17 protein-coding genes and 1 tRNA gene are annotated in these 15,303 nt (G+C 71.7%); 8 read left to right on the forward strand and 10 right to left on the reverse strand.

All coding sequences use genetic code 11. The features are described from left to right. Positions 1-24: 24 nt before the first annotated feature. Complete coding sequence (locus R2D22_RS06610; RefSeq protein WP_318101878.1) at positions 25-408, reverse strand: VOC family protein; 384 nt, start codon at positions 406-408, stop codon at positions 25-27. A 104-nt stretch (positions 409-512) separates the two neighbouring features. Between R2D22_RS06610 and R2D22_RS06615 the strand changes: the two genes are divergently transcribed. Next, positions 513-2,432 (forward strand): M64 family metallopeptidase, encoded by a 1,920-nt coding sequence (locus R2D22_RS06615; protein ID WP_318101879.1) that lies wholly within the window; start codon positions 513-515, stop codon positions 2,430-2,432. Positions 2,433-2,462: 30 nt separating this feature from the next. Here the strand turns inward: R2D22_RS06615 and R2D22_RS06620 are convergent, their stop codons facing one another. From R2D22_RS06620 to R2D22_RS06630, 3 genes are all read right to left on the reverse strand, one after another. Further along, positions 2,463-3,272 (reverse strand): SAM-dependent methyltransferase, encoded by an 810-nt coding sequence (locus R2D22_RS06620; RefSeq protein WP_318101880.1) that lies wholly within the window; start codon positions 3,270-3,272, stop codon positions 2,463-2,465. 103 nt (positions 3,273-3,375) lie between these two features. Next, positions 3,376-3,612 carry a DUF397 domain-containing protein gene (locus R2D22_RS06625; protein ID WP_318101882.1) on the reverse strand — a complete coding sequence of 79 codons (237 nt, stop codon included), beginning with the start codon at positions 3,610-3,612 and terminating at the stop codon, positions 3,376-3,378. Beyond that, positions 3,613-4,476 (reverse strand): helix-turn-helix domain-containing protein, encoded by an 864-nt coding sequence (locus tag R2D22_RS06630; RefSeq protein ID WP_318101883.1) that lies wholly within the window; start codon positions 4,474-4,476, stop codon positions 3,613-3,615. 207 nt (positions 4,477-4,683) lie between these two features. Between R2D22_RS06630 and R2D22_RS06635 the strand changes: the two genes are divergently transcribed. From R2D22_RS06635 to R2D22_RS06650, 4 genes are read left to right on the forward strand one after another with little or no spacing between them, the layout of a single operon-like run. Continuing rightward, positions 4,684-5,175: an ATP-binding protein gene (locus R2D22_RS06635; RefSeq protein WP_318101885.1), complete on the forward strand. Its 492-nt coding sequence runs from the start codon at positions 4,684-4,686 to the stop codon at positions 5,173-5,175. Continuing rightward, the gene (locus R2D22_RS06640; protein ID WP_318101886.1) at positions 5,169-5,678 is read left to right on the forward strand and encodes a hypothetical protein; all 510 of its coding nucleotides are present in this window, start codon (positions 5,169-5,171) and stop codon (positions 5,676-5,678) included. The genes R2D22_RS06635 and R2D22_RS06640 overlap by 7 nt, the downstream gene beginning before the upstream one ends. A 40-nt stretch (positions 5,679-5,718) precedes the next feature. Beyond that, entirely contained in the window at positions 5,719-6,558 is an 840-nt protein-coding gene (locus R2D22_RS06645; RefSeq protein ID WP_318101888.1) for a metallophosphoesterase family protein, read from the forward strand. A 6-nt stretch (positions 6,559-6,564) separates the two neighbouring features. After that, a complete protein-coding gene (locus R2D22_RS06650; RefSeq protein WP_318101889.1) occupies positions 6,565-7,275 on the forward strand; it encodes a class I SAM-dependent DNA methyltransferase in 711 nt (236 codons plus the stop codon). Positions 7,276-7,355: 80 nt separating this feature from the next. On the opposite strand, the gene R2D22_RS06655 is transcribed toward R2D22_RS06650, so the two are convergent. From R2D22_RS06655 to R2D22_RS06665, 3 genes are all read right to left on the reverse strand, one after another. Then, positions 7,356-7,772, reverse strand: a complete 417-nt coding sequence (locus R2D22_RS06655) for a hypothetical protein (RefSeq protein WP_318101890.1) — start codon at positions 7,770-7,772, stop codon at positions 7,356-7,358. A 2-nt stretch (positions 7,773-7,774) separates the two neighbouring features. Further along, on the reverse strand, positions 7,775-9,115 hold the full coding sequence (locus R2D22_RS06660; protein WP_318101892.1) for a cytochrome P450: 1,341 nt from the start codon (positions 9,113-9,115) through the stop codon (positions 7,775-7,777). Positions 9,116-9,253: 138 nt separating this feature from the next. Next, positions 9,254-9,341: transfer RNA gene (locus tag R2D22_RS06665), tRNA-Leu, on the reverse strand. A 214-nt stretch (positions 9,342-9,555) separates the two neighbouring features. On the opposite strand from R2D22_RS06665, the gene R2D22_RS06670 reads away from it, so the two are divergent. Both R2D22_RS06670 and R2D22_RS06675 read left to right on the forward strand, forming a co-directional pair. Continuing rightward, positions 9,556-10,857, forward strand: coding sequence for a DUF2254 domain-containing protein (locus tag R2D22_RS06670; RefSeq protein WP_411976986.1), 1,302 nt, complete (start codon positions 9,556-9,558; stop codon positions 10,855-10,857). A 93-nt stretch (positions 10,858-10,950) separates the two neighbouring features. Continuing rightward, on the forward strand, positions 10,951-12,201 hold the full coding sequence (locus R2D22_RS06675; protein ID WP_318101893.1) for a tetratricopeptide repeat protein: 1,251 nt from the start codon (positions 10,951-10,953) through the stop codon (positions 12,199-12,201). 49 nt (positions 12,202-12,250) lie between these two features. On the opposite strand, the gene R2D22_RS06680 is transcribed toward R2D22_RS06675, so the two are convergent. After that, the gene (locus tag R2D22_RS06680) at positions 12,251-13,201 is read right to left on the reverse strand and encodes a beta-ketoacyl-ACP synthase III (RefSeq protein ID WP_318101894.1); all 951 of its coding nucleotides are present in this window, start codon (positions 13,199-13,201) and stop codon (positions 12,251-12,253) included. A gap of 220 nt (positions 13,202-13,421) precedes the next feature. Between R2D22_RS06680 and fdhD the strand changes: the two genes are divergently transcribed. Further along, complete coding sequence (fdhD, locus tag R2D22_RS06685; RefSeq protein ID WP_318101895.1) at positions 13,422-14,279, forward strand: formate dehydrogenase accessory sulfurtransferase FdhD; 858 nt, start codon at positions 13,422-13,424, stop codon at positions 14,277-14,279. A 28-nt stretch (positions 14,280-14,307) separates the two neighbouring features. Here fdhD and R2D22_RS06690 read toward each other — a convergent pair whose 3' ends face one another. Then, positions 14,308-14,694: a (2Fe-2S) ferredoxin domain-containing protein gene (locus R2D22_RS06690; RefSeq protein WP_318101896.1), complete on the reverse strand. Its 387-nt coding sequence runs from the start codon at positions 14,692-14,694 to the stop codon at positions 14,308-14,310. Further along, the gene (locus tag R2D22_RS06695; protein WP_318101897.1) at positions 14,691-15,212 is read right to left on the reverse strand and encodes an isochorismatase family protein; all 522 of its coding nucleotides are present in this window, start codon (positions 15,210-15,212) and stop codon (positions 14,691-14,693) included. The genes R2D22_RS06690 and R2D22_RS06695 overlap by 4 nt, the downstream gene beginning before the upstream one ends. Between the last annotated feature and the right edge of the window lie 91 nt (positions 15,213-15,303).

Here is a 15,303-nt window from a genome sequence, read left to right on the forward strand (position 1 = left end):
TCCACCTCACGGCGAAGGCCGGGCCTACGGCCGGTACCGCAGCGGATGGTCCTCGGGCACCTCGACGACCACGATCCGCACCCCGTCCGGGTCCGCGATCCACATCTCCACCAGCCCCCACGGCTCCACCACCGGCTCCCGCAGGATCTCCGTGCCACGCGCCACCAGCTCGCGGTGCGCGGCGCGGACGTCCGCCACCTGGAGCCAGAGCCGCGGCTCCGGCGGGGGCGGGGCGGCGGCGCGACCGGAGAGTTCCAGGAACCCGCCGCCGAGGAAGTACACCGTGCCCCGCTCCGTACCGGTCCCGAACTCCCGGTACACGGCGAGGCCGAGGGTCTCGCCGTAGAACCGCCGGGAGCGTTCCGGGTCGCCCGGCCGGAGCAGGATCCTGCTGCTCAGTACGTGCATGGGGGCAGCGTAAGACCAGCTCGCAGCAACGGTCGCGTACAGCCACCATGTACGGCCGACGAACATCTTTACGACACTCGGTGCACGCCCTAACCTCGCGCCCCATGACCTCTCCTGGCACACGTCTTCGCAGAGCGGCGGCCGGACTCACCACGGCCTGTCTGCTGGCCGCCGGCCTGGTGGGCGCCGGGCCGGCCGCGGCCGGGGCCGCCCGCGCCTCGGCCGCTCCGTCGGCGCTCGCCGCTTCCGCCACCGTCGTCCCGATCCGGACGACCGGCCCGGCCGACAAGCGCTTCAACCTGGTGATCATGGGCGACGGCTACACCGCGGACGAGCGCGCCGCGTTCCGCGCCGACGTCGACGAGCACCTGGGCGTGCTGTGGAGCGTGGAGCCCTTCGCCTCGTACCGCTCGTACATCAACGTCTGGGCGGTCGAGGTCGCCTCGCCCGAGTCGGGGGTGGACTGCGACCCCGGGCTCGACGCGCCGCGCCGCGACACCGCGCTCGGCATGGGCTTCTGGGGCGGCTGCAACCCGCAGAGCGTGCAGCGGCTGCTCACCGTCGACAGCCGGCTCGCCGGCGAGCTGGCCGACCTGGTGCCCGGTACGACGGCGGCCAACCGGCAGATCGTGGCGCTCGCCAACAGCGACACGTACGGCGGCGCCGGCGGCAGTTACGCCACCGCGTCCGGCGGCAACGCCCTCTCCTCGCTGATCACCCCGCACGAGATAGGCCACTCGCTGGGCCGGCTCCAGGACGAGTACGACTACTACGCGCGGGGCGTGCCCGGCGAGGCGTACGAGGGTCCGGAGCCGTCCTCCGCGCATCACACCCTGCTCACCGAGGAGCAGATGCGCGCGCAACGCGCCAAGTGGTGGCGGTGGTTGGGCGAGGAGAGCGAGTCGGGAGGCGTGATCGGCCGTCACGAGGGCGGGATGTACAGCACGAAGGGGGTCTGGCGGCCGAGTCGGCACTCGCTGATGAAGACCCTCGGCTACGCCTTCGACCAGGTGGAGCGCGAGGTGATGGTGCAGGCGATCGCCGCGAAGGTGAACCTCGTCGAGGACCACACCCCCGACACCGCCCCGATCGGCGCCGACCGGACCGTCTGGGTGGACACGCTGCACCCGGTGGGCGGCGAACTGTCCGTCGTCTGGCGGCTGGACGGCCGCGTACTGAGCACCCGGAACGCGCGCACCCTCGACCTGCGCCGCCTGGACCTCTCCCCCGGCGCGCACCGGCTGACCGCGACGGTCACCGACCCGACGCCCTTCGTCCGCGACCCTGCCGTCCGCGCCTCGGCGGCGCTGACCCGCACGGTGAGCTGGACGGTGAACCGCGCGCTGACGACGGAGCCGGAGGAGGTCCCCGCCGCGTTCACCGGCCACACACCGACGGGGGCCGCGGTCGGCGCGCGGGCCACGGTGCACGCTGACACCACTCACCCGCTCGACCGCATGCCCGTCGTCGAGTGGCGGATGGACGGGCGGATCATCGACAACCCCGGCAACGACCGTGATCTGGACCTGGGTTCGCTGCGCCTGACACCGCGCACCCACACCCTGACGGCCCGGATCCCGGGCACGGACGCCGAGTTGAGGTGGACGGTGGACGCCCGCCCCGCGACGGCGGCGTACGAGCTGTCCACGCCCCTGCGCACGGTCGAGCGACCTGGCCGGCCCGTCGAGTACGTCTACGACGGCGAGTTCACGATGCGGCTCACCGCCCGCGACGACCGCGAGGGCCCCGTGGTGAGCCAGTTCCGGGTGGACGGCGACGGCTGGTACACGTACTACGGCTGGCCGACGGACGCCGAAGCGCCGTTCCGCTTCTCGCCGTCGGGCACGGTCGTCGACAACCTCGTGTACGGGAAGCTCGGCCGCAGCCGGGCCGTTCCGTGGGACGACGCGACACCGGACTACGGCACGCACCGGATCGAGTACCGCACGATCGACTCCGCCGGGAACACCGGAGCGGCGAGGAGCTTCCTCGTCACCCTGGTGCCCCCGGCGGACGGGCGCTGATCTTCGTCTACGGTTGTGGCCCGCGGTCGTCTACGGCTTGCGGGCCACGCCGGCCCAGCCGGGGATCGGGTCGTCGCCGGCGACCGGGATGGGCTCACCCAGCTCGGCGTGCCAGTCCGCGGTGAGGGTGACGCCGGGCTCGACGAACTCGAGGCCGTCGAAGAAGCGGGCGAGCTCGTCGCGCGAACGCGGGCGCAGGGTCAGACCGCGCGCCTTGTACATGGCGGTGGCCTTCGCCGCGCCCTCCGGGTCGAAGTCGCCGGTGACGTGGGACAGGACGACGTAGCTGCCCGAGGGCAGCTTCTCGACCAGCTTCGCCACCAGCTCGTACGCGCCGTCCTCGTCGCCGACGAAGTGCAGCAGGGCGAGCATCGACAGGGCGATCGGCTGCTCGAAGTCGAGGACCTTTCCGGCCCTTTCGAGGATCGCCTCGGGCTCGCGCGCGTCCGCCTGGATGTACTCGGTGGCCCCCTCCGGCGTCGAACGCAGCAGCGCGGCGGCGTGCGCGAGCACGATGGGGTCGTTGTCGCAGTAGACGATCCGCGACTCGGGCGCGACCTGCTGGGCGATCTGGTGCAGGTTGGGCTCGGTCGGGATGCCGGTGCCGATGTCCAGGTACTGGCGCACGCCGTGGGTGCTGAGCCAGCGGATGGCGCGGTGCATGAACGCGCGGTTCACGCGGGCCATGTCCCGGCCCCGCGCGTCCACGGTGAGCAGCTGCCGCGCCATCTCCTCGTCGACCGGGTAGTTGTCCTTGCCGCCGAGGAACCAGTCGTACATCCGCGCGGGATGGGGCTTGCTGGTGTCGATCCGTACGGCGGCGGGGTCCTGCCCGGTCATCTGCGCTCCAGTGGTTTCGGTGATGCGGAACTGTAGCTGCTCGAACCACAGTTGGCGGAACTACTGCTAGGGGTACGCGAGGTGAAGGGGGTGAGGGAAGGGGTCAGGTGAGCAGGAAGTCGGCCTGACCGGATTTTGCCCCCTGGATGAAGGCGGCGATCTCCCCGTGGGTGTAGATGAGCGCGGGGCCGTCAGGGTCTGCGGACTGTCGCACGGCGACTCTGCCGTCGGCCAGCTTCATGGCCTCGAAGCAGTTGCCCCCGTTGCCGCCGCTCCAGGGCTTGTGCCATCCCTCGGCACCGAGCTCCGCGGCAGGCATGCCGTTGTATATGCGAATCATTCACAGCTCCTTGCGGAGATCCCGGAGGATCTCCTTCGTGCGTTGTGCAGTCGCGGCCTGGGCCGCCATGCGGTCCATGACCTCGAGGTGTGAGGCCACCTCCGGACGCGCGTCGAGGTAGACGGCGCCGGTCAGGTACTCGCTGTAGACCATGTCCGGGAGTTCGGGCACGGCGAAGCGGAAGAGGACGAACGGTCCGTAGGTGCCGGGGTGGTGGCCGGACGCGAACTCCGCGATCTGCAGGGTGACGTTCGGCAGCTCGCACGCTTCGAGCAGCCGGTCGAGCTGGGCGCGCATCACTTCCGGGCCGTCCCCGACAGGCCGGCGGAGCACCGTCTCGTCCATGATCACCCAGAACTTGGGGGCGTCCTCCCTGGTCAGCAGGGACTGGCGCTCCATGCGCAGGGCGACATGGCGTTCGATGTCCTCGGCCCGGCTGGCCCCGACGGCTCCGCTGCGCATGATTCCGCGCGCGTATCCCTCGGTCTGCAGCAGTCCGGGAACGAAGTGGGGTTCGTACGCCCGGATGAGGCTGGCGGCCCCCTCCAGGCTGACGTACATGGAGAACCAACCGGGCAGCACGTCGTGGAAGCGCTGCCACCAGCCGGGCTGGTTGGCGTCCTCCGCGAGCTGGACGAAGCCGTCGGCCTCCTCGTCGGAGACCCCGTAGGCCTTGAGCAGCATGTGCACGTACGGGATCTTCAGCGCGACCTCGGCCATCTCCATCCTGCGGATGGTGGCCGGGGCGACCCGGAGGATCTTGGCGGCTTCCTCGCGCTTGAGACCCGCGCGTTCGCGGAGGTCCAGCAGTCGTTTGCCGAGTACGACCTGTCCCACCGTGGGGGCGGACCGCGGCTCGCTCACTCTCAGACCTCCCCGACGCACTGTTTCGACGAGTGTGCCATGCGGGAAGGCCAGAGAGAACACCGCACTCTGCAATTTTCAGAGTGCCACTTGCCAAGTGTCCGAGTCGGGAGGACAGTATTCCGGTGACCCAGTTCACGCGGCTGCTGCGCTGCGCCCCGGGAAAGGCGTCGTTCGGCACTGCTTCCCCACTGTTAGGAACCGGTCGTGGCCTCTGGTAACGCGCTCACCCCGAGACTCATGGACCCCCGGCCCATGGACCCGCGGCCGCAGACCGACGATCGCCGCCCCCATCCGCACGTCCGGCGTTTCACCTTCGAGCTGCCGGCCCGCACCTCCTCGGTGGCCCGGGCCCGCCTGCTCGCCCACGAACGGTTGACGCTCTGGGGCTGCGGGGAGGACATCCGCGACACCGTCGCGCTGGTCGTCTCGGAACTGGTCACCAACGCCGTCGTGCACACCGCCAGCGCCCGCGTGATCTGCGAACTCCGCGAAGGACACGACCGGTTGCGCATAGCCGTGCACGACGAGGGCGGCCCGGCCGGCCCCCGGATGCGGGACTGCGGCGAGGAGGAGCGCGGTCGCGGACTGCTCCTGATCGACGCCGTGTGCAGCGCCTGGGGCGCGGACCCGACCGGGCACGGCACCGGCCGCGTGGTCTGGGCGGAGCTCGCCCACGGCACGGAGTTCCCGTGCTGAGGTCGATGGCCACGCTGCTGGGCCCGCGCGGCCGCCGCACCCCGCTCATCGGCCGTTCGCCGCTCGTGGGCCGCATCCCGACGGCGCGCACCTCCCCCGAGGAAGCCGGTATCACGCGTTCCGGCGAGTCCGGGGACGAGATCAGGCTGGTCGCACCCCCCGGATTCCGTACGCACCTGGGCTGCGACGCGGTCGGCGTCCCCGCCCGGCACGGCTTCCGCATCCTGTCCCGGCTCCCGGCCAAGGGCTGCGTGTACGCGGACCGCGACTGGTGGTGGTGGCTGGTCCCGGAGGGCTCCGACCTGGACCTGCCCTGGCCGATGCCCGCCTGCTACGCCCCTGGCGCCGTGATCCCCGACCGCGGGCCGCGCCTGATCCACCGCCCGGACGACACCTCTCCGTACGCCCCGCCGATTCCGCTCTACCTCCTGGCCTGCCAGCTCACCGGCACCGCCCCGAACTGGACCCTCGGTGACCACCGGGGACACTGCGTGATCGACTGAACTCGCTCCTTCCGGACGGCTGCTCGATTACTGTGACGACATGGGCAGTCTGCTGGCGGTGAGCGACCTGCACGTCGGGCATCCGGACAATCGGGCGATCGTCGAGGCGATGAAACCCGCCGAGGACGACGACTGGCTGATCGTGGCCGGGGACGTCGGCGAGTTCGTCGAGGACATCGAGCGCACGCTCGCCCTGCTGGCGAGCCGCTTCTCGACGGTGGTGTGGACCCCCGGCAACCACGAACTGTGGACTCATCCCCGCGACCCGGTCACCCTGCGCGGCGAGGCCCGCTACCGGCGGCTCGTCGAGATCTGCCGCACCCTCGGCGTCCACACACCGGAGGACCCGTACCCGGTGTGGCACCGCCCGGACGGCCGGCCGGTGACGGTGGCCCCGCTCTTCACCCTGTACGACTACACCTGGCGCCCCGTCGGCACGGAGACGAAGGAACAGGCCCTCGCGGTCGCGCACGCGGCGGGCATCGTCTGCACGGACGAGAGCCTGCTCCACCCGGACCCGCTGCCGACCCGGGACGCGTGGTGCAGGGAGCGGGTGGCGTACACGGAACAACGCCTGACCGCGCTGGAACTGACCGCTGATCAGAGACTGGTCCTGATCAACCACTACCCCCTGGTCCGCGACCCCACGTTCGTCCTGCGGTACCCGGAGTTCGCGCAGTGGTGCGGTACGGAACTGACGGCGGACTGGCATGTCCGCTTCCCCGTGGAGCTGATGATCTACGGTCACCTCCACATCCCGCGCACCACCGAGTACGACGGCGTGCGCTTCGAGGAGGTCTCGGTCGGCTACCCGCGGGAGTGGCGCCCGCGCGCCCAGCACGGACCGTGGCCCCGGCAGGTCCTTCCCGAGCTAGGCTGACCGACGATGTTCACCCCCCAGGGCCCCAGCTTCCGCGAACTCGCCGTGCAGGCGCTGTCGTCCGTCGAGCACGGCTACGACCTGCTGGCGACGAAGTTCGACGCGACCCCCTTCCGCACCTCCGACCGCCTGCTCGCCGCGGTGACGGAGACCCTGGGCCCGCTGGGCCCGTTCGCCTCGGGCCTCGACCTGTGCTGCGGCACAGGCGCGGGCCTCTCGGTCCTGGAGGCGGTGTGCACGGACCGCGTCACGGGCGTCGACTTCAGCACGGGCATGCTGGCCCGGGCCCGCACCGACCACCCCACGGCGGCGCTCGTCCGCGCGGACGCCCTGCGACTCCCGTTCTCCCCCGTCTTCGACCTGGCGGTCAGCTTCGGCGCCTTCGGCCACTTCCTCCCCCGCGACCGCCCCCTCCTCTTCGCCCAGCTCCACGCGAGCCTCCGCCCCGGCGGCCTGCTGGCCTTCCCCCAGCCGGCCCCACCCCGCGTCGGCTCCCGCCTCTACTGGACGCTGTGGGCCTTCGACGCGGGCATGCGGGTGCGGAACACGCTCTGGCACCCCAGGTTCGACATGTACTACCGCACCTGGCCCTTGGCCGACGTCCTGCACGACCTCCGCGGAGCGGGCTTCGAGGTGACCCTGCACCCGATGGAGTCGCTGGGCCGCCAGGAGAACGGCAGCCCGCTGTGCCGGCTGGTGGCGGCGCGGAAGCCGTAGGGCGGGTGGCGAGACGCGTTCCGGAGCCCGGGGGTACGGCTCGCGCTCGTACGCCCCGTACGACCCGGATCCTCAGCGATTCACAGCTGCGCCGCGGCGAAACCGGCGAGCAGGACACCGACACCGCCGATCTCACCGACCGCCAGCACGTACATGACGTTGTTCGTGCCCCTCGGGGCGGCGCGCATCTGGTTGACGGTCTCCTTCCGGAGGCCGAGCCACGTGTACCTGGCGATCGCCCCGGAGAACAGGAAGACGACGACGGTGGCCGCGCTCAGGTTCACCGCGAGCGGCCAGGCGGAGAACTGGACGAGCCCCGCGATGAGGGTGGTCGCGAAGGTGTACATCAGGGCGGCCTGGTGTGCGACGTCGACGTACCGGTGGGCCCGGCCGTCCGGTGACGCCACCATGGCCCGCCATTTCCACACGCCGAGCAGCATCGCGGCGAGGAGGAGCACCCCTGCGGAGAAGAGGACCAGTGCTGCGTCCGTGTGCATCGTCACCCCTTCAGCCAGGTGAGGAACTGGCTCCACAGGCCGCTGTGTTCGGCCTTGTGGCCTGCGGGGGTGGGCGCGGGGGCCGCTTGCGGGGCGGGGCGTCGCATGGGCTGGGCCGCGACCGGGGTGAACCGGGCGGGGAGTGCGGCCAGCGCCCGGTTGAACGGCCCCGGGCGCCAGGTCAGGCTGGCCTCCGGTACCGCCAGTTCGACGTCGGGGATCTGGCTCAGAAGGTTCTCGATGGCGGTCACGGTGATCTGCCGGGCGGGCTCCTTGGAGGGGCAGGCGTGCGGTCCGGCGCTCCAACCCAGGTGGGAGCGGTTACCGGGCTCCTCGCGTGCCGCGGTGATTGCCGGGTCGGTGTTGGCGGCCGCGAAACTGATCAGGATCAGATCGCCCTTGCGGAACTGCCGACCCGCGAACGTCATGTCGTCGACCGGGTAGTGCGCGGCGAGGTTCTGGATGGGCGGATTGACCCAGAGTGTGTCGTTGATGGCGTCGTCGATCCGGACGTTCATCCGGGCACGCCGGTCAAGGGTGAGCAGGCGGTGCAGGGTGTTGCCCATGAGGTTCCGCAGTGGCTCGTTGGCGGTCACGAACAGCACGCAGAGCTCGTTGAGCAGTTCCCCGTCGTTCAGCGCCGCCGGGTGTTGCATCAGCCACGAGGTGACGTCGTCGCCCGGTACGGCCCGCTTGAGGGCCACGAGATCGCCGACGGCTCCGTGCAGCACCTCGATCGCCTTGCGGGCCTTGACCCCGTCGAACATGCCGGTGACGCCGTACACGATGCGGTCGCCGATCTCCGCGGGGCAGCCGAAGATCTCGTTGAACACGAGCAGCGGCACCTGCCCGGCGTAGTCGCCGAGTAGATCGGCGGATCCGCGGGTGCTGAACTGCGCGATGAGGTAGTCCGAGATCTGCTCGGTGGCCCGGTTCAGCCGAGCCGGGTCGACGCGGTTCATGCTGTCGGTGATCGCCTGGCGCAGCCTGTGGTGCTCTGCTCCGTCGGCGAACACGCAGTGGGGCTGGTACCCCAGCACCGGTACGACCGGGCTGTCCGGGGGGATCCGGCCTTCGCCCAGGTCACGCCAGCGGCGTGAATCCTTGCTTAACAAGGCTCCGGAGTTCTGCAGCAGCTGCCGTGCCGTCGCGTAGTCGGTGACGAGCGTCGCCTCGACTCCGGGTGCGATCTCCACGGGAGCCGTCGGCCCCTGGTGGCGGAGGAACGCGTAGTACGCCTGCGGGTCGTCCGCGAACTCCGGCCCGTGGAGCGGCACCCGGCCACCACTGTCGTGTGCCGGACAGCCGGGCGGTGGTACGGGGACAGCGGGTTGAGATCTCATCTCGACTCCTGGGGACATCACCTGGGGACATCGATTCAGAGTCGGATCTTATGGTTGCGGTGATCACCGATGGTCGGGTTCGGTCGAATTCCGACCACGTAAAAGCAGAAGACCCCCTGAGGAACAGGGGGTCTTCGTTGGTGTCCGAGGGGGGACTTGAACCCCCACGCCCGATAAAGGGCACTAGCACCTCAAGCTAGCGCGTCTGCCATTCCGCCACCCGGACTAGGTGTTTTCGCCGCTTTGGGATGTTCCCCGCGGCGACATGGATAACTCTACCAGGGGTTCGCGGTGCCTTTCACCAGCGTTTTCCGTGGTCAGTGGGGTGCCGGGGACCGGATTGTCGGGGTGTGGCCGATCTTGACCCGTGCGGCGTACGGTGAGTGTTCGCTCGCGTGCGTACGGTGGCGGCCGGCGCTTGCGGACCTTAGCCTGCGCCGGTGAGCTACCTGTCCGAGCATCGGCCCCGGATGCTGTCGCCCCTGCGGGAGCATCTGCGGGACACCTTCTGGTTCGCGCCCGTCGTGGCGATGGCGGGGGTGTTCCTGCTGTGGTGGGTGTGTTCCGAGCTCGACGCCGCGATCGTCCGGTCGCTGCAGGAGGAGGGGGAGCACGAGGCCGTCCGCGATCTGATCGGGATCACCGAGGACGCCAAGACGATCGTCACGACGATCAGCTCCGCCATGATGACCTTCATCGGCGTGGTCTTCTCCATCTCGCTCGTCGCGGTGCAGATGGCGAGCGGACAGTTCAGTCCCCGGATCGTGCGGATCTTCATCCGGAGCCGGATCACCAAGGCCACCTTCTCCGTCTTCCTCTCGACCTTCCTGCTCTCGTTGCTCGTCCTCACCTCGTACGACGCCACGCCCGAACCGCAGGACATCTCCACCGTGCCCCTGGTCCAGTCGCTGCTGACGCTGATCATGGTGCTGCTGAGCCTGCTGCTGTTCGTCGCGTACGTGAACTCGACGCTGCGGCTGATGCGCGTGGGGCACGTGGTGGACCGGATCACCGTCGAGTCGTTCGGGGTGCTGGCGAAGACGCCCCGGTACCAGGCCGGCGACACCGCGGACCTGGGCGAGCCCGCCGAGTACGTGGTGCACCGCGGGCGCGCCGGGGTCGTACGGGACGTGAACATCGCCCGGCTCGTCCGCGACGCGCGGCGGCACGGCGTCGTGCTGCGTCTGCTGCCCCGGATCGGGGACTTCGTCGTCCCGGGCACCCCCGTGCTCGCGGTCCACGGCGGGCGGCTGCGGCGCCGGCTCGTGCCCTCCGTCTACGTCGGCAGCGAGCGGACCTTCCACCAGGACCTCGCCTTCGGTCTGCGGCAGCTCGCCGACATCGGACTCCGGGCCCTCTCCCCCGCCGTCAACGATCCGACGACCGCCGTGCAGGCCTTGGACCGGATCGTCCAGCTCCTCTCCGCGGTCGCGAGGCGGCCGCTCGGCGCGGTCGGCCACCGCGACGGCCAGGGCGTCGTCCGGCTGGTGCAGGACCTACCGGGGTGGACCCACCTCGTCGACCTCGGGTTCACCGAGATCCGCGGGTGCGCGGCGGGCAATCCGCAGGTCTCGCGGCGGATGCTGGCCGGCCTGGACGACCTGCTGGCGCTCGTACCGGAGGACCGGCGCGAGCCGTTGCTGCGGCACCGGGCGCTGCTGGCGCAGGAGGTGGAGCGGTCGGTGCCGGAGGCCGCCGAGCGGGCCTTCGCCCTGGAGGCCGACCGGCAGGGCATCGGCTGACCGGCGGAGCATCGGCTGATCGGAGCGGTCCCGTACCCTCGGCCCTCGCGCAATTCGGTTGCGGCCGCCACCGGCAGCCGTGACGATCCCCCGATGACCTCCTCTCTCGACGATGTCCGGCGCGGTCTGGACGCCGGAGACGTACGGACCACCGTCCGCGCCCTGCGCGCCGCCACGGACCAGCACCCACTGCCCGACCTCGCCCGGCTCGTCGAGCGGCTGGCCCGGCTGGTCGGCTTCGACGACCTCGCCACGGCGGCCGCGGCCTGCGCGGCCCGCCCCACCGACCCGGACGCCCTGCACGTCTTCGGCCGTGCCTGCAAGCTCCGCGGCCTCGCCTTCCTCGCCGTCCCGGCCCTGCGCGAGGCCCTGCGGCTCGATCCCGACGCGCCGGACACACTCATCGGGCTGGTCTTCTCCCTGCGCGCGGAGGGCCTGCACGCCGAGGCCGTGGACGTGCTCCTGGAGCGGGAGATCGACGCGAGGCTGCGCCAACTGCTGGTGCACGAGGCGATCCTGGCCGGCCGTGTCCCGCTCGCCCGTGAGCAGTTCGCCCTGATACCGCCCGACGATCGGTCTGCGCACCTGCGCGGCATGATGGCGCGCACCGACCACGTCGCCCCGCACAGCCCCCTGGACGAACAGGACCTGCGGGGCTGGCACTTCGCGCTGACCGGCGGGATCCTCGCCTCGTTCTCGCCGTACGCCTGGGACGCGGGCATGTCGGGCCGCTGGGCGTACCTCGGCGACAGCGTCGAGCTGTGCCGGCACGGGCTGCACCGGCTCGGTGTGATCCTCGCGGCGGCCGGGCTGCGGCCCTCGTCGGTGTCGCTGCTGCCGGACCGGGACAGCGAGATCCTCGGCCGGGCCGCCGCCCTGCTGTTCGGTCTGCCGGCCGTCCCGTACGAGCCGTCCCGGGCGGACACCCTGGTCGTCGCGTACGAACTGGGCGAGGTGGAGCCGAAGTTGGTGAAGACGCTCCGTACCCGGGCCCCGGGGCAGGTGCTCTTCGAGCACGCGAGCCGCTGGACCGACCCGGCGCCCGTGTGGGCGGACGTGTCGGCGCTGCTGGCGCAGCAGGTGATGCGGCCGTGGGGCGAGCACCACCGCTACCCCGACGGCGCCGAGCCCGTACTGGTCCCCGCGGACACGCGCCCCGCCGAGGAGATCGCGGCGGAGATCGTACCGGCCTCCGCGGCACCGCCCTCCGGCGACGGGTTCACCCCGGCCGATCCGGACGAGCGGCTCGCGGAATTCGCCGCCGCGGTCGCCGGGCGGTGGCGCGAGGGCGAGCGGATCCGGCTCGATCCGGCGGGTCCGGTGCCGAGCAACCGTTTCCGCTGAGCCGGCGGACTCAACGCGTCCCTGCGGACTCGGCGCGGGCGCCCTGCCGTCAGGGGACCCGGACGACCTGGCCCGCGTACGACAGGTTGCCGCCGAAGGCGAAGAGCAGCGCGGGCGCGCCGGACGGGATCTCACCGCGCTCGACCAGCTTGGACAGCGCCATCGGGACCGACGCGGCGGAGGTGTTGCCTGACTCGGTGACGTCCCGGGCCACGACAGCGTTGACCGCGCCGATCTTCTGGGCGACGGGCTCGATGATCCGCAGGTTGGCCTGGTGCAACACCACCGCGGCGAGGTCCTCGGGGGTCAGCCCGGCCTTCTCGCAGACCTTGCGGGCGATCGGCGGGAGCTGGGTGGTGGCCCAGCGGTAGACGGTCTGGCCCTCCTGGGCGAAGCGCGGCGGGGTGCCCTCGATGCGGACCGCGTGACCCATCTCCGGGACGGAGCCCCACAGCACGGGGCCGATGGCCGGTACGGCCTCGGTGCCGTCCGTCGCCTCGACGACGACCGCGCCCGCGCCGTCACCGACGAGGACGCAGGTGGTGCGGTCGGTCCAGTCGGTGACCTCGGTCATCTTGTCCGCGCCGATGACCAGGGCGCGGGTCGCGGAGCCGGCGCGTACCGCGTGGTCGGCGGTGGCCAGGGCGTGCGTGAAGCCGGCGCAGACCACGTTCAGGTCGAGCGTCGCGGGCGCGCCCATGCCGAGGCGGGCGGCGACGCGCGCGGCGGTGTTCGGGGAGCGGTCGATCGCCGTGGATGTGGCGACGACAACCAGGTCGATGTCGGCCGGGGTGAGCCCGGCCGCGGCGATCGCCTTGGCGCCCGCGTGCGCGGCGAGCTCGTCGACCGGCTCGTCGGGACCGGCCATGTGCCGGGTCCGGATGCCGACGCGGCTGGTGATCCACTCGTCGCTGGTGTCGACCAGGGCGGCGAGGTCGGCGTTGGTGAGCACCTTGGCGGGCTGGTAGTGGCCCAGCCCGGCGATGCGAGTGCCCGTCATGCCCGGGACCCCCTTGACGTTCGGTTTCGGAGCAGGAATGCCCCAGTCTTGTCAGCGACTGATGGGTAACAGGTGACGTAAACCACCAAGATTCGTCCGTGTGGGTTGGGTGACCGTGACAACACCCCAAGGCGCGCCCCGCGTCCGCCGCGCCCCGCCGGTCGCGCGTGCAGGAGAATGAGGGCGTCCTTCAGCACGTACAGGATCGGATGTAGCCACCATGGGACGGGTCACCGAGCGTCGCCGCGTCATACGGATCCGGGGCGGGGTGGAGGCGGGCGCGCGCGCCGACACGCTGGTCGCGGAGGAGCCGCTGGAGATCCGGCTGAACGGCCGGCCACTGGCGATCACCATGCGCACCCCGGGCGACGACTTCGCGCTCGCCGCCGGGTTCCTGGTCAGCGAGGGGGTCCTCGCGGCGGCGTCCGACGTGCGGAACATCGTGTACTGCGCGGGTGCCAAGGACGACGGAACGAACACGTACAACGTGGTGGACGTGCAGCTCGCGCCGGGGGTCGAGGTCCCGGACATCACGCTGGAGCGGAACGTCTACACGACGTCGTCGTGCGGGCTGTGCGGCAAGGCGAGTCTGGACGCCGTCCGCACGACCGCGCGGTTCCCGATCGCGGACGCTCCCCCGGTCGGGCTGACGCCCGCGCTGCTCTCCGGGCTCCCCGACCGGCTGCGGGCCGCGCAGAAGGTGTTCGACCGGACCGGTGGCCTGCACGCGGCGGCGTTGTTCTCGGAGGACGGCGAACTGCTGGACGTACGGGAGGACGTCGGCCGGCACAACGCGGTGGACAAGCTGATCGGGCGGGCGCTGCGGGAGGGGCTGCTGCCGCTGTCGCGGGCGGTGCTGCTGGTGTCCGGCCGGGCGTCGTTCGAGCTGGCGCAGAAGGCGGTGATGGCGGGAATCCCGGTACTGGCGGCGGTGTCGGCGCCGTCGTCGCTGGCGGTGGAGCTGGCCGCGGAGACGGGGCTGACGCTGGTGGGGTTCCTGCGCGGGCCGGACATGAACGTGTACGCGGGTGAGCACCGCATCACCCTGGAGGCGGCGGCCTCCACCTCCAGGGGCTGACGAGGCGCTTCCCTTCGACACGTCGGGGTCAGTTCTTGGGCGGGTCGACCATCTGGAGTTCGAGGGTGGCCGGGGGCGCGGCGATGCCGGGGCCGCCGGCGGCGGTCCAGGCGAGGATGTCGTCGAGCGCGTCGTCGTCCACGGTGAACCCGATCCAGGCGGCCCGGCCGCCGCGGCGGCGGCCCTCGGTGGAGGGCTGCACGACCACGATGTTGGCCTGGGCACAGGGGCCGAGGCAGTCGCTGGTGCGGACGACGAGCCGCCCGCCGGAGGCGGCGGCCGCGGCGCGCAGCCGGGCGAGCTGGCCGGCGTGGTCGGTGCCGGGGTTCTTGCGGGCGTCGCCGCAGCAGCAGCCGCGGCACACGACCAGGCTGCAGGGGCGCGGCCCGAAGGCTCGTATCGGGGGACGGTTCACTCCGGCCCGTCCAGGGTGATCGCGGAGACCGGGGCGACGGTGCCGAGACGCGGGAAGTCGAGCTCGACGGAGGCACGGTGCTCGTCCGCGGTGAACGCGGTCATGGCGTCCTCGGCGAACACCACGTCGTAGCCGAGGTCGAGGGCGGCGCGGGCGGTGGACTCGACGCCGAGGTTGGTGGCGATGCCGGCGAACACGAGCGTGGAGACGGAGCGTGCTTCGAGCAGCTCGTGGAGGCCGGTGCGGTGGAACCCGCCGATGGTGCGCTTGACGACGACGGGGTCGCCGTCGTGCACGAGCGAGGCCACGAGTTCGCTGCCGGCCGGCTGGACGTCGACGTTCGGCCGTTCCACCCGGATGTGGACGACGGGCGCGCCGGCGTCCCGGAAGGCGCCGGCCAGCCGGTTCGCGGCGGCGACGACGTCGGTCCCGGGACGGGGGGCGAGGGGCAGCGCGACGATGCGTTCCATCAGGTCGACGAGAACGAGCGCGGTGCTGCGCGGATCGAGTGCGGGCATGACAGCACGGTAGCGGGCCCGGTGATCTTCGCGGCGGGGCCCCACCGCGAAAGGAACGGCGTCGCCGACGGCGGGGAGGGCACCGCCGCCC

This window comes from Streptomyces sp. HUAS YS2 (genome assembly GCF_033343995.1).
Lineage (GTDB): Bacteria > Actinomycetota > Actinomycetes > Streptomycetales > Streptomycetaceae > Streptomyces > Streptomyces solicathayae.